The organism is Acinetobacter sp. L-24 (assembly GCF_056857555.1).
In genome coordinates, this window is record NZ_JBSXNI010000042.1 from 18926 (window position 1) to 37055 (window position 18130).

Sequence of the window (18130 nt, forward strand, 5' to 3'; positions counted from 1 at the left end):
GCCTCCCATGCTGTACTCTATGCCCAAAAAAATCCAACTTGCTCCATCCCAAGCTAAATGGCAGCTGTCCTCAACACAATCTGTTTTGGTTTTAGTTGGATTGCAAAACTTGCGTATGCAACAGGGCATACAAGAGAGTGGACTCATGGTGAATTTGATTCAACTAACCAATAAAGCCAAAGCGCTGGATATTCCGATTGTTGATTTGTACGGTGATGATTTGATGCAAGGCATGCAGCAATTGGGAGAATATGCCTCAACGCATCCGCAGCTGATTTTTGCCGGGCAGGTTACACCGATGCTGAAACAGATTTTGCCGCATCTGATGAGTGTGACGGATCAAATCGGTGTGGTCGATGATGCAATTTTATTATCAAATCAAGATCAGCATATTCAGTGGATTGAAAATATTTCGGCACAGGGGATACATCACTTAAATACCTATAGCCTGACCCGCTTATGGGATTTAAGCGCATCTTCCGAATATGTATTGTCGGCCAAAGGCATTATGTTGGCTGTCGCAGAACAGCTGGATATGGATGCTTTGGAAATTAATCCCTATGTCGACTTAAAAAATTATGGTCTGGATTCGGTAGCGGTGGTGAGTCTAGTCAGTATATGGCGTGCACATGGTGCCAATATCCGTTATGAAGATGTGCTAAAACATCCGTCTTTGCACGAATTGGCAAGCTTCATTTTAAAATCCTCAGGTTGATGCACTGCGATTGAGCAATTTTATGCGCTAAATCGGAAATTTCATCGTCATTTACATAAATGCGCATTGTAATTATTGGCTAAGCTTTCTATCATTGCCGCCTTGTTTTTCACGATCAGCCTGGGATTGAACTTTGAGTAATTTTCTAACCGAACATCTGATACATCGTGATGACGATTTCATGGTCATCCACAAACCTGCAGGTTTACTCACAGTTCCCGGTAAAACAGAAGACTTACAAGATTGCCTGATCAACCGTCTGGTCAAATTAGAACCCAAAACTTTACTGATTCATCGACTGGATCGCGATACATCCGGTATTTTGGCCTTTGGTCTGAGCAAATGGGGACAAAAAACCATTTCCCGCCAGTTTCAGGAACGCCAGACTGATAAAACCTATCAGGCTGTGGTTGCAGGTACACTCGAAGGTGAAGGCACTATTGAAGTGCCAGTGGTGTATGATCCAAGCCGTCCGCCTTTACATATCGCAGATCCCACACATCATAAGCCGGCCATCACGCATTGGCAGGCGATTGAACATTTTAATATTCAGGGACAGCCTGTGACCCGGGTGAAACTGATCCCAATTACCGGCCGTTCACATCAGCTACGGGTGCATATGCAATATCTCGGACATCCGATTATTGGCGATACCTTATATGCGACATCCGAACAGCAACAGCTCAGCTCGCGTTTATGTTTACACGCGGAACGTTTGAGTTTTTATCATCCTCAAACAGAGCAGTTAGTCGAATTTTATTGTCCGGCGCCGTTCTAGGAAATACTTCTTTAATCGGCGTGAATTATGCTCACTTTTTAGTGGGCTTTATGTCAAAATACATTGCTTGAAGGTGTGGAATTTTGCTCCAATGACGTTTCGTGATTGAGCCTAATATTCATAATCTTGTACTTAAGATAAAGGTGGAAAAATTGCAGCAATTTGCTATTGGTCAACGTTGGTTATCAGATACTGAAACAGAACTCGGTTTAGGCGTTCTTATTGATGTTGATGAGCGGTCGGTCAGCATTTTATTCCCGAAAAGCGATGAAACCCGCGTCTATGCACGCAGCAATGCACCCTTATCTCGTATCGTATTTAATGTGAAAGATGAATTACAGGATCAGGAAGGGACCAAGTGGATTGTAGAATCCGTTGAAGACCGCAATGGCGTGGTACGTTATCACGTCGTTCGTACCTTGGAAGATGGAACTGAAGAACGTAAATCGCTGAATGAAACCCGTATTGGTGCAACCATCCAATTGTCTAAGCCTTTAGACCGTTTATTGGCCAGTCAGGTTGATTATAAAGAATGGTATGACCTGCGTATTGAAGCGTTGCTAATGCAGGCCAACATGCAAAGCAGTCCACTGCGTGGTCTAGTGGGTTCACGTGTAGGCCTGATTCCACATCAATTGTATATTGCTCATGAAGTCGGTCAGCGTTTTGCACCGCGTGTGTTACTGGCGGATGAAGTAGGTCTGGGCAAAACCATCGAAGCTGGTCTGATTATCCATCAACAGCTGAAAACCGGCCGTTCTGAACGTATTCTGATTTTAGTACCGGATTCGCTGCAATATCAGTGGATGATTGAGATGCGCCGTCGTTTCAATCTTGAGTTCTCGCTGTTTGACTTGACCCGTACTGCATCGATCAAAGAACATGATCCTGAACAAAACCCGTTCTTGACCGAACAAAAAATTATTGCCTCTGTCGATTTGATGGTCGACCATGAAGATTTGCGTGAACAGGCACTAGAAGCCGGTTTCGACTTGCTGGTGGTCGATGAAGCACATCATTTGATGTGGAGTGAAGAAGATGGCGGTAATGACCGTTATGATCTGGTCGAAGAACTGGCTGAACATACGCCGGGCGTGTTGTTATTGACGGCGACACCTGAACAGCTCGGTGTGGAAAGTCACTTTGCACGCCTACGTTTGCTTGATCCGCAACGTTTTAACTCGCTGGATCGTTTCCTCGATGAAGAAGCGCAATATCAGCATACGGCTAAAATTGCAGAAGTGCTGATGTCAGATCTGCCGCTAGAAGCTGAGCATTTCACTGCGATTGAAGCCTTGTTAGGACATCCGATTGAAGATCATCCTGAACAGCGTTTCCGTGCGATTCACGAACTTTTAGACCGTCATGGTACAGGCCGTATTCTGTTCCGCAATACGCGTGAAGCAATTCAGGGCTTCCCGGGACGTGACTGTCAGCCCGCACCATTACCGGCACCAGAACACTGGTCTAAAGACGGCAAATTACGTGAGCAAATGTGGCCTGAAGAAGCTCAGCTAGACGGCTCGTGGATGGAAGCCGATCCACGCGTGATGTGGCTGATGGAGCGTTTGCGTACCGATTTAAAACACAAGAAAGTCTTACTGATTGCGCGTAGCGGGCCAGTGGTTGAAGCGCTGGAAAATGTACTGCGTTTGCATGCCGGTATTCGTACCGCAATGTTCCATGAAGGCATGAGCTTATTAGAACGTGACCAGGCTGCAGCATATTTTGCTGAAGATTCGTATGGCGCACAGATTCTGCTTTGTTCGGAAATCGGTTCTGAAGGTCGTAACTTCCAGTTTGCCTCTGACCTGATTCTGTTCGATTTACCTGCGAACCCGGACGTGTTGGAACAGCGTATTGGTCGTTTGGATCGTATCGGTCAGGAAAACCGTATTCAGATTCATGTGCCTTATCTGGTGGGAACTGCACAAGAACGTATGTTCCGCTGGTATAACGAAGCGCTGAATATCTTCAGCAATATTTCTCCAACTGCACAAACCTTGCAAGAAAACTTTATTGTTCGCTTGAAAGACTGTCTATTGGCAGACAAAGGTCAAGAGTTTGAAGACCTGCTGGAAGAAGTTAGCGTGCAACGTGAAGCGCTGGAAGCTGAATTGCAGGAAGGTCGAGACCGTTTGCTTGAGTACAACTCTTGCCGTCCGGTGGTGGCACAGGAAATTGTCAACGCGCTTGAAGACTATGATGACAATACCACTTTGCCGATTTTCATGAAGCGCTTTATGGCGTCTACGAATATCGACTTTGACGAGCAAAGTAACGGTACAGTGATCATCAAGCCAACCGATCAAATGCAGGTTCAAGGTTTGACGTTGGATGAAGAAGGGATTACAGCGACTTTCTATCGTGATCAGGCACAAATCCGTGAAGATGCGCAATACCTGACACTGGAACATCCATTCACTGAAAGTGTGATGGAAATGATCAATACGCAAGGCTTTGGTAGCACTAACGTTGCGGTACTAAAATCTGCAGCACTGCCACAGGGTTCGGTATTACTTGAAGTATGGTTCAAGGTCGATGTGGTGGCTCCGAAAGCATTGAACTTGCCGTCTAGCTTGCCGCAACAGTTGATTCGTGTCTTGCTCAGTGAAAAAGGTCAGGATCTATCACAAAAGATTGCACCAGAAATCCTGAAACCGTACTTGCATCATTTAGATGGCAATAGTTGCCGTCAGGTGGTGAAAGCACGTCGTGATGTGATTGAAGCACGTTATCAGCAAGCGCTTGAACTGGCACGCAGTGCATTGCCTGGCTTCAAGCAGCAAGCCAAAGAAGTGTATGGCAATAAATGGCAATATGAAATTGATCGCCTGACCTATCTGAAACAGTTCAATCCAAGTATCCGTGAAGATGAAATTGCACGTTTACAAAAGTTGCAGAAAGAAGGTTTAAGCCTGCTGGATGGTCTATCGGTAACACCGGAAGCAATTCAGGTGATGGTCGTGGTCAAGCCTTAAGCTTTAAATCATTAAAAAATGCAGCTTTCGGGCTGCTTTTTTTATGGGCAAAATCCGGGTTTATTATTTTTTTGGTCGGAGAATGCTGGTCTGTTATTTTCCTCCTGTTTAAAATTAGGCTACTGAATAATAAGAATGACAAAGTATGTCAAAAGCACTGATTACCCTTGGCACAAAGACCAGTCATGGCGGCATGGTGACTGAATGCGAACTCTCTTTTTTGATCAATGGTATTGCCGTGCATTTAAATGGTATGAAGCATTATTGTCCCAAATGTCAGACTATGGTCACCGCAATTTCCAGCAATTTGTCTATTACTGTCAAAGGACGGGCAGTGGTCATCGCGGGGGATAAGGCCAGTTGCGGCGCGACTTTTCTACCGATGCAACATTTGACTGTATCGCAGAAATAGACTTTAAATTCTGAAGGAATACAGAGAAATGACTTTGAGGTCATGCTTTGAGCATTTTTGCGCTGCCGAATAAATCTTTAAAGCGGTAAGCTCATCTTACGATTTCAGGATGAATACGCACTGCGTTTAAAAAATAGTGAAGCAAGCCCTACATTTTACTCATGCCAATGGTATCCCTTCGGCAACTTATCAAAAGTTTTTGCATTGTTTTCAGCAAGATTATGAGGTCAAAGCGATTCCATTTATCGGCATGAACCCACAATATCCAATTACGCGAGACTGGCGCTATCTGGTCGATGAAGTCATTGCAGATATCGAGCAGCAGTTTCCTCAGCAACAGGTGATTGGTTTAGGGCATTCCTTTGGTGGTCTGGTGACCCTTATGGCGGCGTATCGACGTCCCGAACTGTTTTCCAAGCTGATCATTATGGATCCACCGTTTGTGATTGGAAAAAACAGCGCCATGTTTGAACTGATCAAAAAGCTGAATCTAAAAAGTGTCGATCGTTATACACCCGCAGGAATTACGCTAAAACGCAAAGATTATTGGCCATCGAAACAGGTCGCAATTGAAGCACTCCGGTTTAACCGCTTATTTAAAAATTTCGATGAGCAGTGTTTTGCTGATTATATCGAGAGCGGCATTCAGCCAGAACCTGAACGTGGTGGGGTGACGTTAACTATTCCAAAACAGATAGAAGCGGAAATCTTCCGGACTGTGCCAGCCTGGTGGTGGAGAACACCACGCCGACCGCCTGAAGTGCCGATGCATCTGATGACTGCAGAGCAAAGCCAGTTTTATCAGCAGGGTTTGCCACAAGGGATGCACAAGATTTATCGGATTAATTATTCTGTGGTTGAGGGCGGGCATATGTTCCCGCTTGAGTATCCGGAGGCCAGTGCAAAGGCGGTTAAAGCTCAACTTGTACTTTTGTAATCATCATAAAAAAGAGACGTTGATTACGTCTCTTTTTATATTACTTCATGCAAATCGGAAAATTAGCGCAGCTGGGAATCTTCCAGATGACGCGCACCTTCCAGAATCATCCGAATCATGATCATGGTCTGTTCGGCAATTTCTTTACGGTCTTCGGCAGGCATATCAATCACATTGGCGCCCATGTTGAAGACCAGTTGGGTAATGGCTTTGGCGGCAATATCCGGATGAAATAACTTCTTGTTGTTTAGGCGTTCTAGACGAATCAAATCATCCTGAAGTTCTTGCTGAAAATAATTTAACTGGCGTTCTACCGCCTGTTTATAAGACTTGGAGCCAGTATAGCCTTCACGTAATAACAGGCTCAGATTGCCTTCATCGGCATCCAGTTGGGCAATAAAGACTTCTACAGAACTGCGGATGATGCTGTTCTGGCGAGAAGCTTGCAGACGTGCTTCATGCAAAATCTGACGCAATACAATTCCGGCACGATCAATCAGCTCAATGGCCAGTTCATCAATATCTTTAAAATGACGATAGAAGCTGTTCGGTGCAATACCAGCTTCACGCGCGACTTCACGTAGACTTAAAGAGGAAATACTTTTTTGTGGCCCAATCAGATTCAACGCAGCCTGAAACAGTTCTTCCTTGGTAATGGTGGCCTTGCGACCGACACTCCGTACGATAATCGGCTCATCAATGCTTTTCGATTGTAATAAAGATGCGTCACTGCTTATTTTCATTGAAGGCTCGTTCATCGATAGGTTCATGCATGAATCATTTTATTATAACCGAGCCAGTCAAGCTTGTGAAATGATTAGAAACAATACGGTTGTATATACAAATATATATACATGTGTATAATAATTAAAAACCCAAGGTGATGTCACAAACGATGCATGTACTGCAAAAACTTAAAATGCCATTGAATGCACTGTCTGATAGTGTAGTTGATCAGCATGCAATTAATTTCTGGATTCAGAAACTCAATCCTGTATGGTCGTTGAATCAGCCATTAGGCAAGATCGTGCATATAGAAAATGCAGCACAGGATATGCTGAGTCTGAAAATTCAAGTGAATCGCTTATTTAAGTTTGGTGAAGCAGGGCAGCATCATCCGGTCTATGTGGTGGTAAACGGCATCCGTTATGAACGTAGCTATAGTTTGACCCGTGTAGATGCGCAACATGTTTTATTGACCGTGAAAAAAGTCAATGCCGGTAAAGTCAGTACCTGGTTGGCAGAACAGGCACAAGTAGGTGATGTGATCGAATTTGGTCAGCCTTATGGTGATATGACCTTGCCTGTGCAGACGAGTCCATTGATCTTGCTTGCAGCAGGGAGTGGTATTACCCCAATGCTCAGTATGCTGGAAAGCTTGAGCAAAAAAGGTGAACTATCTGCACCGGTTACTCTCTGGTACTGGGTTAAAAAAGATCAGGATGCCGCATTTAAAGCACGGTTTGAAGAACTTGCTCAAAAACATGCAAATTTCTCATTTCATGTGTATGCCACTCAAGAACAGCCAGCTGCTGCACGTCTTGATGAAACCTATCTGACCGATCTGCAAAATCTGGAAAATAGCATCGTATATTGCTGTGGCCCTTCAGGTTTTGTATCTAAAGCAGAACAGCTTTTTGCTCAGGCAAAACAGTTTAAAGGTGAAGCATTTAGCATGAGCTTGGCGGATCAATCGGATACCGGCTTTATTAATGTCACCCTGACCCAGTCGAAAAAAATTGTCAGCATTCCAAAAGGCCAGTCCATTCTGGTGAGTCTGGAACAGCAAAATATTAAACCGACCCATGGTTGCCGTATGGGCATTTGTAATAAATGTGCCTGCAATAAAGTAGAAGGTTCGACCAAGAATTTGGTCAACGGTGCGCAAAATACCGAACCCGGTAACCTGCTCAAAATTTGTATTAACTCAGCGCAGACTGACCTTGTCATCGACTTATAAGCGAGTTTTATCCTATGAATATGCCAGTAAAATTACAGTATTTTAAAAATCCTAAAAACCGTGAATTAACCCAGTTTGAACTTGATGAACTTGCACGTGAACTCGATGCGATTAAGCAAGAAATGCTAGATGACCTGGGTGAAAAAGACGCTAAATATATCCGTCGTGTCTATTCAACGATTCGTTATTCATCGATTGCCGGTCGTGCCTTGTTATTTGCAGGATGGTTCCCGCCAGCATGGTTATTGGGTACAGGCCTGTTAGGCTTTGCCAAAATTATGGAAAATATGGAACTGGGTCATAATGTCATGCATGGTCAATATGACTGGATGAATGATCCTAAACTCAATGGTCAGACTTATGAATGGGATATTGTAGGGACTTCAGACAACTGGCGTCAAACCCATAACTTTAAGCATCATACTTATACCAATATTAAGGGTATGGATGATGATATCGGTTATGGTCTATTACGCTTGTTCCCGGAACAGCGCTGGAAACCGGGTTATTTATTGCAACCGATTTATGCAGTGCCATTCTGTTTATTGTTCCAGTGGGGCGTTGCGATTCAGAATCTTGAATTGGGTAAATACTTCAAAGGTCGCAAAAGCAAAGAGCAGACCAAAGAAGAATGGCGTCCAATGCAGAGCAAAATCGGTAAACAGCTGTTTAAAGATTATGTATTCTTTCCACTCATCGCAGGTCCTGCGGCTTTACCGGTTTTGACTGGCAATATGGTGGCCAATGGTCTGCGTAATATCTGGACCTTTAGTATTATTTTCTGTGGTCACTTTACCAAAGATGTGGAAGTATTCCCGAAATCGGTGCTGCAAAATGAAAGTCGTGGTCACTGGTATATGCGTCAGATCCGTGGTTCATCCAACCTGACTGGTTCTGAAGCGTTTCATATCTTGACGGGTCATTTAAGTCATCAGATTGAACATCATTTGTATCCTGATGTACCTGCACGTCGCTATCGTCAAATGGCACCGAAAGTTCAGGCTGTTTGTGAAAAATATGGTTTGAACTATAACAATGCCAGCTTGGTAAAACAATACGGTAGTGTGATCAAACGTATTGTGAAATATGCATTTCCGTTTAAGAAATAATTTTTCTTAAAGCTAAAAAAACCACTTCAAATGAAGTGGTTTTTTTAGCTAGGAGGCGAATACTTCAGGAAGTAAAAATCCTGATTACGAAGCTATTTAAGATGATTTCAAGGCATAAAGTAAAAAAGTTAATCTGCCATTTATAGCGTTGTCTAAAGGTGTTTAGTAGGTTAACCCGATAGAATGGAAAGGACTAATATGGCATCGAATGAGCTGAAATATTAATTTTTGGAAGCTGTTGATCTTGACCCTCAAAATAGCTTTGCTGCGCCAGACTGAGCATTTCTATATCTTCCTTGCTATTCCCATAAGCATAAATTTCAGCATAATTATCCAGATTATATTTTTCTAGAATTCTAATTTTCTTTTGTGTGTTACTACAGTCAGGAGTTTGATAAAACCCTGTCAATTTCCCAGCTTTGATTTCAACTTCGCTACAGATTAAATCGATATTTAAATAACTGCACACCGGTTTAAGATACAAATCCAATGAGGCTGATACCAGCACGACTTCATGTCCTAATTGTTGATGCTGTTTAAGTTGTTCTAATAATTTCGGATTCAACTTGAATATTAGTTGTTGTGCATAATCCTGAGCTAATTGCAGAATTTCCTCTGCATCACTGTTTTTAAACATGCTGGCATACAATTTGGGTCGCATGCGGTGTGCCGGATAGAAATTTAAATAATAGGCCTGTATCCATGGCAAAATTTGCATGCCGCGTTTCACAATATGCCGTTTTCTTAAGGCATGGAAAATGAACCCGGTAAAGCTATCATGTAGATACAGGGTTCCATCAAAATCAAATAAGGCTAGAGTTTTAGATTTTTGATTTTGCGCATGCATGTTTGATATCGACCATCGACGCGGGTAGCAAACCAGTTGGTATTATAATCACGACTTAATTTTGGTCCGGAAATAACCACTTCAGGCATGATCGCATAAATAGGGTCTTTACCGGTTTTTTCCTGATAGAGCTTGCTGACACCACGATAAGTCATCGTATCTTCAAAGTCTTTGTCTTTTTCTTTCTTTAAATCAGCTCGGATTTGACGTTCAGTAATAATAAAATTATTTTTGGCAAAAACACTGATTAACTCACGCTCAGATTGACTCTTCTGCGAACGGATCGCGCCATCTTTGGTGTAGAGTAATAAATCGCCATCCAGATCGAGTTCGGCCTCAGTTAAATCATTCAACATGCTCTGGAAAGCAGCATTTCGACTGGAATACATACCGGAATTATAGTCCGCAAAACGGTAAATCGGCTTGTCATAATCTGCCGGATACATCATCAGGCGATGAATCCCATAATACAGACCGCCATATTGACTGTAGAGATCGGTACGCAACTCCGCGATATTGCCGCCTTGGCGTTTATGTTCTTTCGCATAGCTGATATGTACCTGCATTGAACCCAAAGTGGTAATTGGATTCATTTTCTCGCCAATATTCTGGCCGACCAGTTTGGCAGCACCAGTCAGGGCACTAACATGATAGTGCTTCGACATATAGTCAAATATTTCACGATATAATTCGTCGAGTTCACGTTCCGTTTTGACCCGGCGCATCTGGCTTAAGTAGTTGTCTTCAGGACTCGGATGGTTCTTGAGAACTTCCTGGAAATATCCTGCAACTGTGCCACCAATTGCTTGACCAAGCTTATCTTTGAATTTTTCATCCAGACGGCCTTGAACTTCCTTAACCGCCTTTTCACCCAAACCCGGAACAGTAGGATCTGCAACAAAGTTAGATTCCTGATCAACCACTGCCACAATCGTACAAACATTTTCCTTGGTCTGAGGAATGCCGAGCTGTTCGGTAATGTCATAAATATCTTGTGCCCAAGACTCACGTTGGTTGACACGGTTTGGAATAGCTTTGCGAATATGTTCAACTTCAAGTGTCGGTTCATCATCTTTTGACCACCATGAACCATTGCCACAACCGGCAAGACCCAGAGAAAGTACAAGTACAGACAATGACTTAAAAGAAAAACAAGAAGCGAAAGTTTTATTCATGGTGTCGTAAATTAATTGAAAAGATGAGCGAATAAGGCAGATGCAGTATACTATGCCCATCAAAAAAGTGATGAATTTATATGTATATTGGTCCATATCAACTGTCAAACAATTTGATTGTCGCTCCCATGGCAGGTGGGATAGATTAATCACATATACATTATAAAAATTATTATTTATTAGTATCTTACTGAATAGCCACATGGTGCAAGGTGCAAAATAGGTGCAACCATGCGGCAATTAATCAATAATTTAGCAATCAATGGTTCATTGCTACCCAGTCTTTCTTAGACTCTTTTTGTATTGCTTCAAGCCAGAATGCTACATCACTTAGATGAACATAAAAAGGTGAGTTACGTCCATCAGATTTGAATGCTGGAAATGGAAGAGTGCATTTATTTGCGCGCTTATTTGCCTGCTCAATTGTAAGATGAGGCAAGTAATCAGGCAAGAGCTCTTCAAGTTTGATTACAGGTTTACGATACTTCATGAGTAACATAAAACTGATATCAACCGGATCATCAATTTTCATAGCTGCTCCCATTATGAAATCTCCTTCAAACTTTGTTTTACTGATTCCGGTAACCTGAAAAAATCATTTAGAGTTTTATCAAATTCACCGCTTTCAATAAATTGATCCATAACATTTACTTGCTGATCGATATCGCTGTCTTCACAGTGCTCACATGGTTTTTGAATATCAGTCACTGTTTCCTCCTTGAGCCTTCAAATATTCTGCTTTTGCATTCGCCCAATTCACTGCATCGTATGGGCTTAAACCTTTTTTCTTGCACCAGTCAGCGCACCAGAGCCATTGCGCATCATCAAATGGAGTTGGTTCAACTACTTGATTAGTACTTTTCATCACGCCACCTTCACATCTAAATAATCAGGGTTATCCAGGTGTTCTTCATATTCATCGAATAGCACCTGACATGCCGCATTACCTGTTAAATCTTTCTTTAAGAGCACGTAACTCAGTGTCTTGCGTGTGCCTTTGCCGCTAAATGTCGAGCTGCCATCCGCAAGTTCATTTTTGGTATAACCCAATTTTTCTAGCCACAGCTTGAAACCAACTTCATGCTTCTTTTTAATTCTGAAGATCATCTGTACCCCCAGGTGTTCGCAAAATTTCGAAGGCAATCATCAATACCGAATAGGTTGATGTTGCGGTAAGTTCTAACCCGACCCTTGTACTGCACAAGCAGCACTCGGGTCATAGAAGAGTAGGAATAACTCATGAAGCCTCCCCAGTTTCAGCAGCTTGGATCAAGGCATCTTTGCGCTGTGCATACAGGCTAAGTAGCTCCTGATGATCAGCTGGAAGTAATTTAGCTGCAGGTATCGCTGGTGCTAATCGTTCTAAAGTTTCAACTGAATCCATGTCATAGATTCGATTGATCAAAACCTGCTTCTTCTTTTTGTAGAACAGATCGATAGAGGCACTACCATGCTCAGCACTTTCTACTGATGCTTGTTTGCGTGCGGCATTTTCAATTTGATCAATCAAACTTGGTTGCGCGACTTCAATGACTTCTTCTGCGATTGGTTCAGGTTCAGCCTTAGGCGTGTATTGTTCAGGATCCAGCTCAAGAAGTTTGTCTTCAGTCAGTTTGCACAAGTGCTGTTGATCTTTTTGATCTAAGTGTCCATTGGCCAGAAATACGTGACGGAATGAAAGAACGTCCTCAGCATTGGTAAACTGGTCAATTTGTGCTGTGAACTTCTCAACAAGCTTTACGGGATCAGTCTCAATCGCATCTTCTTCAGCTTTCTCTAATGAAACTTCAGTGGGAACAGAAGATGCTTCTGGTACAACCTCAACAGGCTGAACTACCTCTGGCTCATGATGCTCCCCAATATTTGGTAAGGTATTACCTGGACCAGCTGGAGTATTTACCTGGTCGGTATCTTCCTTGGCTTTTCGGCTGCGACGCTTCTTTTCAGGCTTGTAATGACTTTCTAGCGTCAAAGGGTAAGGAATATCTCGCCCAAGAAGTTTACCAATTGCCTGAAGTTGCAATTCAGCATTTTCCTGATCTGCCTGGGCGAAACCATAACGTACACATTCAACATACTTTCCAGACAATGAAGTGAATTGAGTGTGTGCAATGTGGCTAGGGTAAACCAAGAAGATTTCCTGATCTTCCACCACGTCATCAAGCGTTAAAGGCTTTGTAAACGTAATACCAGCCAGCTCCATTGTTTCAACCTTGATGCAGAACTCATAGCCTGGCATAGCGAAAATCGTAGCCGGGAATTGAGACAGGTCATCAAAATCCATTAACTCACCAGCTGCACGACACATGATATTTCGGCCAGCCATCATTGCTTCAAAAGCTTCTTTTCCATTTAAAGTTTTCATGGTGTCATTGCTCCCTTCGCTAATTGTTCTATGTCATTTTTTACAGCTTCAAATTTGGAAGCCTCTATCTGGTTGAGAGCATCAAGCCCTAAATGTTCACATACTGTTTTCGCATCAAGACCACAGGTATCGATAAAGTCCTGTAGATCGGCCAGCTGCTCATCAGAAATACCTTTGAATTGAGGTGGATTGAACCAGCGCTTTTTCTCTTTATCGTAGGTACATTGCATTTCTTTGGCGCGGATCTGAATTGCATACCACATCTCTTTTACATACTTATGCTCAGGCATAAGTGACTCAGTAAGCTGATTTAGATCACCGGCATGACTGGCTTCTTCACAGACTTGTTTACAGTGATTAAGGTCAGTGATGTTCTTTAACTCTTCGGCTTGTACTGGGGTAAGAGTGTTGATGTGGTCCTTGGCTTGTTTAAGCAGATCTGCAAGGAAAGTAGGGGAATGAGCCAAATCTGGAACAGTAACTTGGCCAGAGCAAACTTCTACACCATTTCCATTTGTATGTATTCGACCTAAGCGACCTGAGTTTTTGCCATGGTGTGACTCAGATGGGTTGAAATAGATCGTACGGAGATCATCCCCATTCTCATCGGTAGAAGCGTGTAAATAGCCCATAATGTCTGACATGCGATAAAGCATCGCACTATTTTTGCCAGCCAGATCTGGACGCACAATTTTGATCTTATTCTTACCAGCTTCCTGCTCTACAGCATGAGCAATAAAAACAATATCTTTACCTAGGTTTTCCCACTTACGAACCATTTTCATAAATAGGTTTCCAGCTAGACCCTGCGCCTTTAATGTCAGTGATTTATCACGTTGCAGGTTGTCACTATTCTTGGAAAGATGATCTTTAATTGCATCCAGCATTGCACCTACAGTATCTGAAACGATAGTTTTATAGGGTGCATAGAAGTCATCTTTAAGATTTTCAAGGTCAAGCCAGCTATCAATACGAACAATTGCGCCACGACGCAGCTCAGCAGATACACGATGCTGACCTTTATCAAAGTCAAAAATTAAAGGCTTTTCTGCAGTATGTGCAATGGTACTTTTACCCATACCAGGATCGGTATACAGGTAGCACTTAATGCTTTCTACAAGCAGGGTGTTTTCCGGTGTAAATACTTGAATAGCCATCTCAACGTACTCCTGCAGAACGGTTATTACGTTTAAAGTTTTTATAGTCTTCAGATGCAAAGAAGCCCGTACTTTCTAAAGCTTGATGACGCTTGTTCTTGCGCATAGCAACACGCGCATTTTCCAATCCATCCAGAACCCATTGCGGAGTAAGAGATTTATCCATCTTCTTCAATGAGCCATTGGGTTGAATGGAGTAGATCTGCGTATTACAGAAATAGTCAGCAATGGTTCCGGCGCTTTTGATGCGTAGAGCGAAATAGCTCACACGCGTTTTACCCACTCGATATATTTCAAGTCCTTCAAAGGTCTTGATGTACTCAGAGAAGTAGCGATGAGTTGAGTTGAACTCAATCGGCATTGGTATTACAGGTAGCTCATCTGCTTTGAATTGCAGGAAACCGGTGTAAAGGTCCACAAAATTAATTTGAGTTCGATCATCAAGAGGAGACCAGTCATCAGAGCCACATTCACACCAGTAGACTAGCTGGCCATTTAAAAGTGCTTCAAAAATTTGATCAGCAGAATTTAAAATCATGACTGCACCTCCACCAGACGATGTTTCATGATGTGACCAGCGATCATTGAATTGATTTCACGGTGATCCTGGTAGTCAGTGAAGTCTTTATACGGATTGCCATTGGCATCAAATATATTGATTTCACCCAGTTCTATTACTTCAACATTCGTGAACTCAGAACCTGGTACACCGTAATCATCCGGGTGTGCTTCAACTTCAAATGAAGTGATTTCCAAACGAAAACCATCCAGATTTACGACAGCTTCACCGTGTACATCGTCGAGCATCTTTAAAGAGACGATTCCATATTCAGATTGAATATTTTGAGCTGGTGCCACCTGGTCAGTACCAAAGTCAGCAAGATGAGCAAACGCCAAGGCGCTTACAGTTAAGGCAGCAGTAAACAGAGTTACCTTGAAGCTATTGTGTGGAGTTAGTTTTGTGTTCATAATAATTTCACTCACAGGTTAGGTTGTGGGTCATGCCTCAGGTAGTTCGAGCTACGCTGAGGCTTTTTGTTGTTTCGATGAATAGATTATTCATTAGTGAATAGTTATAGTCAATAGTGAATAATTAAAAAGTGAATAATATTTTCTTATTTTATTTTTATTTCATGTTTTAATAGACAAAAGAAAACCCATCACAGGGATGGGTTGTTTGGAGATTATAATAATGACTAGAGAAGAGTTTCGGGCGAATCTATATCAAACATATGTGTCTTTAGGTACACATGATCATGTACTGATACAGGAGTACATAAATATAGCTGAAGCTTATGTATTCGATAATAAGCAGCTCACTATTACTGATCAAGAGGCGATGGTTTCAAGACTTACCGAAAGTCAAAATTAGTTATCTGAACCAATTATCTTCAAGCATTCAGTATAAATTTCTTTCCAGTACTCAACTTCACCGGATCGAATATTATCCTTCATATTTTGAGTTAATTGATGGGACAATCGTGTTTGTATGATTTTATCAGCCATCTCAATAGCTAAGCGTTTTTCTTCAATTGAAGGCATATTTTTCTCCACCCGATCCAAGAGCCGCGTCGGGTTCGCGTTTTTTATTAATTAGTCTCAGGTGATTTGCTTAGGGCTTTATCCTGATACATTTTTTCATCTGCCTCTATTATAGCTGCTGATAGACCGTATGCTGGATTTCGCATTGCAAAACCAATTGCAGCACTAATGCCAGCTTTTGCAATAGCAGTTTGAATTCTGGTTGCAAGTTTATCCGCATTTTCTCGGCTGGTTTCAATACTGAGTACAGCAAACTCATCACCACCTAGACGAGCGACAATATCATTATTGCGTACAGTGTTTTTGAGGGTTAAAGCCATTTTTTGAATGAGTTCATCACCTGCAGCATGCCCCAAAGTATCATTGGTGATTTTGAGGTCATTAAGATCAATCATAAGAATAGCAACAGGGTGACCATATCGCTTGCAGCGCTTTTCTTCTAATACAATTAACTGGTCCCAAGCACGACGGTTAAAAAGGCCAGTCATGGGATCGGACAATGCCTCCATTTCAAACCGTTCAGCTTTACGTATGTACTCAGCGGCTTTTAATTCAGCTTGAATATTATAGCTAAGCACTTGTGCTAGCAGCTCAAATAATGGAGCTTCCTCGACCAGATTTTTAGATTGAGGTTCAGGATCGATTGCACAGAGAGTGCCAAAAAGGGACCCATCTTCTTTATACAGAGGTTGGCCGATATAGGCTTTAATTGGGACTAAGTGATTTATAGGTGCGTCTACGTAAACTTGAATATCAGGTGAATAGGGGGCAATGCGGGGCGCATTATTTTGTACCATGTGTGAGCAGAAAGAATCTGCCCATCGAAATACTTGTCCTGGCTTAACGTTATAGCCATTATCTTCACTTAGTAACACGATCCAGTCATCACCTTCGGTACGGGTAATCATCCATAACTTAAATCCAAATCGTTGAGATAAGAATTTTAAAATGGCTTGGCCAGCCTCTTTGAAATTCTTAAAGTTAATATTATTCATTAAGTTAGTCCGATGTTTGTACTAAGAGAGATGTGAAAAAAACAATTTTTAGACTACAGCGTCATATATTATAATTTTAAACTGATTAGCTCACTAATTATTCAAAAATTTAACTCACTTTACTTAAAATTTTTAGAAATTCCATCGGCTAATAAATAGGAATATTACTTCATATAATAAAAAGATAACCCACCACTGGGGTGGGTTATCCTGCAACAATAATCTTATTTTTTGTATTCAGTAATACTGATAGGTTTGTCTTTCATAAACTCTACAATACCTTCACCAGCTTTGAAGTGAATTGAAACGCCGTCATCATTGGCCAAACGCATACCACTTCCTGAAATAGCTCGTTTAAGGTGATAAACCTTGCCAGAATTATCTGTCATTTCTGCAGTTTCAAAATTATCTGAAGATTTCAATTCAACTGTAAGATCCATTGGACCAGTAAAATTAATTACCTGAGCTTCAGCTGGAGTATTGCTCACAACTTTTTCTTGCTCTACTTCGTTTTTTGGATTTGAAGTACAGCCAGTAATCGCCAATCCTAACAATGCTGCGCCTAACAGATATTTCATTGAGACTTACCTTTCTATTTATGAATCATAGGTATCTTTATATTAATTGTTATAATGTAACATTTAAAGACAAGGTTACACTTACCTTACATAAAGAAAACCCGCGGATAGCGGGTTAGTGATGCTTTACTTAGTTATTACAGACCTGGTCATGAGAGGTCTTAAGTCTAATATAAAGATTTAATATTTCAGAAGTAAGAAAGCTTTAGCACTGAATAGCATCTTTCTCTTTGTAGTGATCCAAAACCAAATCCATATCAGCCAGAAGTGCAACTTCAGAGTATTCACCGGGTGATAGCTTCAACAAGTTAGGCATATAGTTTTTTTCATACTCACGCGGGTAGTCTCTGCATAAGATCTTTACCCGCACATCTTGAGTGGTGAACTCTGAATCTAACTTTTCTAGGTATTTGCTAAGAATATTATCTGAGTTCTCAAGAGCTGTTGTGGTTGTGATTGGATCTATATCTTCATTAAGTTGCTTCTCACAACCAGTGAAGGCTAAAGACAAGAGTAGGGTGGTCGAAATTATTGTTTTCATAGGTCTGTTTTGTTGTTTTATTATACAAAGGATATATA

22 protein-coding genes and 1 pseudogene are annotated in these 18130 nt (G+C 41.8%); 8 read left to right on the plus strand and 15 right to left on the minus strand.

Going from position 1 to position 18130, the window contains the following annotated elements; translation table 11 throughout:
* The first annotated feature begins 7 nt into the window (after nucleotides 1-7).
* From AC13CK_RS08635 to AC13CK_RS08655, 5 genes are all read left to right on the plus strand, one after another.
* Nucleotides 8-715 carry a phosphopantetheine-binding protein gene (locus AC13CK_RS08635; RefSeq protein ID WP_253158957.1) on the plus strand — a complete coding sequence of 236 codons (708 nt, stop codon included), beginning with the start codon at nucleotides 8-10 and terminating at the stop codon, nucleotides 713-715.
* A 133-nt stretch (nucleotides 716-848) separates the two neighbouring features.
* The gene (locus AC13CK_RS08640) at nucleotides 849-1493 is read left to right on the plus strand and encodes an RluA family pseudouridine synthase (RefSeq protein WP_247144212.1); all 645 of its coding nucleotides are present in this window, start codon (nucleotides 849-851) and stop codon (nucleotides 1491-1493) included.
* Nucleotides 1494-1636: 143 nt separating this feature from the next.
* Nucleotides 1637-4474: an RNA polymerase-associated protein RapA gene (rapA, locus tag AC13CK_RS08645; protein WP_034438179.1), complete on the plus strand. Its 2838-nt coding sequence runs from the start codon at nucleotides 1637-1639 to the stop codon at nucleotides 4472-4474.
* A 145-nt stretch (nucleotides 4475-4619) separates the two neighbouring features.
* The gene (locus AC13CK_RS08650; RefSeq protein ID WP_004646645.1) at nucleotides 4620-4886 is read left to right on the plus strand and encodes a PAAR domain-containing protein; all 267 of its coding nucleotides are present in this window, start codon (nucleotides 4620-4622) and stop codon (nucleotides 4884-4886) included.
* Between the two features lie 136 nt (nucleotides 4887-5022).
* Nucleotides 5023-5823 carry an alpha/beta fold hydrolase gene (locus AC13CK_RS08655; RefSeq protein WP_425878084.1) on the plus strand — a complete coding sequence of 267 codons (801 nt, stop codon included), beginning with the start codon at nucleotides 5023-5025 and terminating at the stop codon, nucleotides 5821-5823.
* Nucleotides 5824-5885: 62 nt separating this feature from the next.
* On the opposite strand, the gene fabR is transcribed toward AC13CK_RS08655, so the two are convergent.
* Nucleotides 5886-6566 carry an HTH-type transcriptional repressor FabR gene (gene fabR, locus AC13CK_RS08660; RefSeq protein ID WP_004729898.1) on the minus strand — a complete coding sequence of 227 codons (681 nt, stop codon included), beginning with the start codon at nucleotides 6564-6566 and terminating at the stop codon, nucleotides 5886-5888.
* Between the two features lie 152 nt (nucleotides 6567-6718).
* Here fabR and AC13CK_RS08665 point away from each other — a divergent pair, with 152 nt between their 5' ends.
* Nucleotides 6719-7783, plus strand: coding sequence for a flavin reductase family protein (locus tag AC13CK_RS08665; protein WP_191113006.1), 1065 nt, complete (start codon nucleotides 6719-6721; stop codon nucleotides 7781-7783).
* Between the two features lie 14 nt (nucleotides 7784-7797).
* A complete protein-coding gene (locus AC13CK_RS08670; RefSeq protein ID WP_425878087.1) occupies nucleotides 7798-8892 on the plus strand; it encodes a fatty acid desaturase family protein in 1095 nt (364 codons plus the stop codon).
* Nucleotides 8893-9085: 193 nt separating this feature from the next.
* Here AC13CK_RS08670 and AC13CK_RS08675 read toward each other — a convergent pair whose 3' ends face one another.
* Both AC13CK_RS08675 and AC13CK_RS08680 read right to left on the minus strand, forming a co-directional pair.
* Entirely contained in the window at nucleotides 9086-9739 is a 654-nt protein-coding gene (locus AC13CK_RS08675) for an HAD-IB family hydrolase (RefSeq protein WP_004729896.1), read from the minus strand.
* Nucleotides 9706-10914 (minus strand): DUF1615 family protein, encoded by a 1209-nt coding sequence (locus AC13CK_RS08680; protein ID WP_004646653.1) that lies wholly within the window; start codon nucleotides 10912-10914, stop codon nucleotides 9706-9708. Before AC13CK_RS08680 ends, AC13CK_RS08675 begins: the two co-directional genes overlap by 34 nt.
* An 80-nt stretch (nucleotides 10915-10994) precedes the next feature.
* On the opposite strand from AC13CK_RS08680, the pseudogene AC13CK_RS08685 reads away from it, so the two are divergent.
* Nucleotides 10995-11060, plus strand: a pseudogene (locus AC13CK_RS08685) (hypothetical protein); the annotation flags it as partial.
* A 113-nt stretch (nucleotides 11061-11173) separates the two neighbouring features.
* On the opposite strand, the gene AC13CK_RS08690 reads toward AC13CK_RS08685, so the two are convergent.
* The 12 genes from AC13CK_RS08690 to AC13CK_RS08745 all read right to left on the minus strand — a co-directional run bounded on the left by AC13CK_RS08690 (nucleotide 11174) and on the right by AC13CK_RS08745 (nucleotide 18092).
* Entirely contained in the window at nucleotides 11174-11458 is a 285-nt protein-coding gene (locus AC13CK_RS08690) for a pyocin activator PrtN family protein (RefSeq protein ID WP_074382946.1), read from the minus strand.
* Nucleotides 11458-11622: a hypothetical protein gene (locus tag AC13CK_RS08695; protein WP_425878089.1), complete on the minus strand. Its 165-nt coding sequence runs from the start codon at nucleotides 11620-11622 to the stop codon at nucleotides 11458-11460. Before AC13CK_RS08695 ends, AC13CK_RS08690 begins: the two co-directional genes overlap by 1 nt.
* The gene (locus tag AC13CK_RS08700; protein ID WP_425878091.1) at nucleotides 11615-11779 is read right to left on the minus strand and encodes a hypothetical protein; all 165 of its coding nucleotides are present in this window, start codon (nucleotides 11777-11779) and stop codon (nucleotides 11615-11617) included. Before AC13CK_RS08700 ends, AC13CK_RS08695 begins: the two co-directional genes overlap by 8 nt.
* Nucleotides 11779-12021, minus strand: a complete 243-nt coding sequence (locus AC13CK_RS08705) for a hypothetical protein (protein WP_086044593.1) — start codon at nucleotides 12019-12021, stop codon at nucleotides 11779-11781. The genes AC13CK_RS08700 and AC13CK_RS08705 overlap by 1 nt, the downstream gene beginning before the upstream one ends.
* A gap of 130 nt (nucleotides 12022-12151) precedes the next feature.
* Entirely contained in the window at nucleotides 12152-13279 is a 1128-nt protein-coding gene (locus AC13CK_RS08710) for a hypothetical protein (protein WP_425878093.1), read from the minus strand.
* On the minus strand, nucleotides 13276-14436 hold the full coding sequence (locus AC13CK_RS08715; protein WP_425878095.1) for an ATP-binding protein: 1161 nt from the start codon (nucleotides 14434-14436) through the stop codon (nucleotides 13276-13278). Before AC13CK_RS08715 ends, AC13CK_RS08710 begins: the two co-directional genes overlap by 4 nt.
* Nucleotide 14437: 1 nt before the next feature.
* Nucleotides 14438-14974, minus strand: a complete 537-nt coding sequence (locus AC13CK_RS08720; RefSeq protein WP_364481939.1) for a hypothetical protein — start codon at nucleotides 14972-14974, stop codon at nucleotides 14438-14440.
* Nucleotides 14971-15405: a hypothetical protein gene (locus tag AC13CK_RS08725; RefSeq protein ID WP_482831094.1), complete on the minus strand. Its 435-nt coding sequence runs from the start codon at nucleotides 15403-15405 to the stop codon at nucleotides 14971-14973. The genes AC13CK_RS08720 and AC13CK_RS08725 overlap by 4 nt, the downstream gene beginning before the upstream one ends.
* 399 nt (nucleotides 15406-15804) lie before the next feature.
* Nucleotides 15805-15978 carry a hypothetical protein gene (locus tag AC13CK_RS08730; RefSeq protein ID WP_174894566.1) on the minus strand — a complete coding sequence of 58 codons (174 nt, stop codon included), beginning with the start codon at nucleotides 15976-15978 and terminating at the stop codon, nucleotides 15805-15807.
* A gap of 47 nt (nucleotides 15979-16025) precedes the next feature.
* Complete coding sequence (locus tag AC13CK_RS08735) at nucleotides 16026-16973, minus strand: GGDEF domain-containing protein (protein ID WP_425878100.1); 948 nt, start codon at nucleotides 16971-16973, stop codon at nucleotides 16026-16028.
* 224 nt (nucleotides 16974-17197) lie between these two features.
* Nucleotides 17198-17551, minus strand: coding sequence for a hypothetical protein (locus tag AC13CK_RS08740; protein ID WP_482831095.1), 354 nt, complete (start codon nucleotides 17549-17551; stop codon nucleotides 17198-17200).
* Between the two features lie 205 nt (nucleotides 17552-17756).
* Nucleotides 17757-18092 (minus strand): hypothetical protein, encoded by a 336-nt coding sequence (locus AC13CK_RS08745; RefSeq protein WP_482831096.1) that lies wholly within the window; start codon nucleotides 18090-18092, stop codon nucleotides 17757-17759.
* Nucleotides 18093-18130 lie beyond the last annotated feature (38 nt).

What these genes read in the sequence shown, in the direction of transcription:
- AC13CK_RS08635 (WP_253158957.1), top strand. Translation starts at nt 8, where the DNA reads ATGCTGTACTCTATGCCCAAAAAAATCCAACTTGCTCCATCCCAAGCT.
- AC13CK_RS08650 (WP_004646645.1), top strand. Translation starts at nt 4,620, where the DNA reads ATGTCAAAAGCACTGATTACCCTTGGCACAAAGACCAGTCATGGCGGC.
- fabR (WP_004729898.1), bottom strand. Translation starts at nt 6,566, where the DNA reads ATGAAAATAAGCAGTGACGCATCTTTATTACAATCGAAAAGCATTGAT.
- AC13CK_RS08665 (WP_191113006.1), top strand. Translation starts at nt 6,719, where the DNA reads ATGCATGTACTGCAAAAACTTAAAATGCCATTGAATGCACTGTCTGAT.
- AC13CK_RS08670 (WP_425878087.1), top strand. Translation starts at nt 7,798, where the DNA reads ATGAATATGCCAGTAAAATTACAGTATTTTAAAAATCCTAAAAACCGT.
- AC13CK_RS08675 (WP_004729896.1), bottom strand. Translation starts at nt 9,739, where the DNA reads ATGCATGCGCAAAATCAAAAATCTAAAACTCTAGCCTTATTTGATTTT.
- AC13CK_RS08680 (WP_004646653.1), bottom strand. Translation starts at nt 10,914, where the DNA reads ATGAATAAAACTTTCGCTTCTTGTTTTTCTTTTAAGTCATTGTCTGTA.
- AC13CK_RS08690 (WP_074382946.1), bottom strand. Translation starts at nt 11,458, where the DNA reads ATGGGAGCAGCTATGAAAATTGATGATCCGGTTGATATCAGTTTTATG.
- AC13CK_RS08700 (WP_425878091.1), bottom strand. Translation starts at nt 11,779, where the DNA reads ATGAAAAGTACTAATCAAGTAGTTGAACCAACTCCATTTGATGATGCG.
- AC13CK_RS08705 (WP_086044593.1), bottom strand. Translation starts at nt 12,021, where the DNA reads ATGATCTTCAGAATTAAAAAGAAGCATGAAGTTGGTTTCAAGCTGTGG.
- AC13CK_RS08710 (WP_425878093.1), bottom strand. Translation starts at nt 13,279, where the DNA reads ATGAAAACTTTAAATGGAAAAGAAGCTTTTGAAGCAATGATGGCTGGC.
- AC13CK_RS08715 (WP_425878095.1), bottom strand. Translation starts at nt 14,436, where the DNA reads ATGGCTATTCAAGTATTTACACCGGAAAACACCCTGCTTGTAGAAAGC.
- AC13CK_RS08720 (WP_364481939.1), bottom strand. Translation starts at nt 14,974, where the DNA reads ATGATTTTAAATTCTGCTGATCAAATTTTTGAAGCACTTTTAAATGGC.
- AC13CK_RS08725 (WP_482831094.1), bottom strand. Translation starts at nt 15,405, where the DNA reads ATGAACACAAAACTAACTCCACACAATAGCTTCAAGGTAACTCTGTTT.
- AC13CK_RS08730 (WP_174894566.1), bottom strand. Translation starts at nt 15,978, where the DNA reads ATGCCTTCAATTGAAGAAAAACGCTTAGCTATTGAGATGGCTGATAAA.
- AC13CK_RS08735 (WP_425878100.1), bottom strand. Translation starts at nt 16,973, where the DNA reads ATGAATAATATTAACTTTAAGAATTTCAAAGAGGCTGGCCAAGCCATT.
- AC13CK_RS08740 (WP_482831095.1), bottom strand. Translation starts at nt 17,551, where the DNA reads ATGAAATATCTGTTAGGCGCAGCATTGTTAGGATTGGCGATTACTGGC.
- AC13CK_RS08745 (WP_482831096.1), bottom strand. Translation starts at nt 18,092, where the DNA reads ATGAAAACAATAATTTCGACCACCCTACTCTTGTCTTTAGCCTTCACT.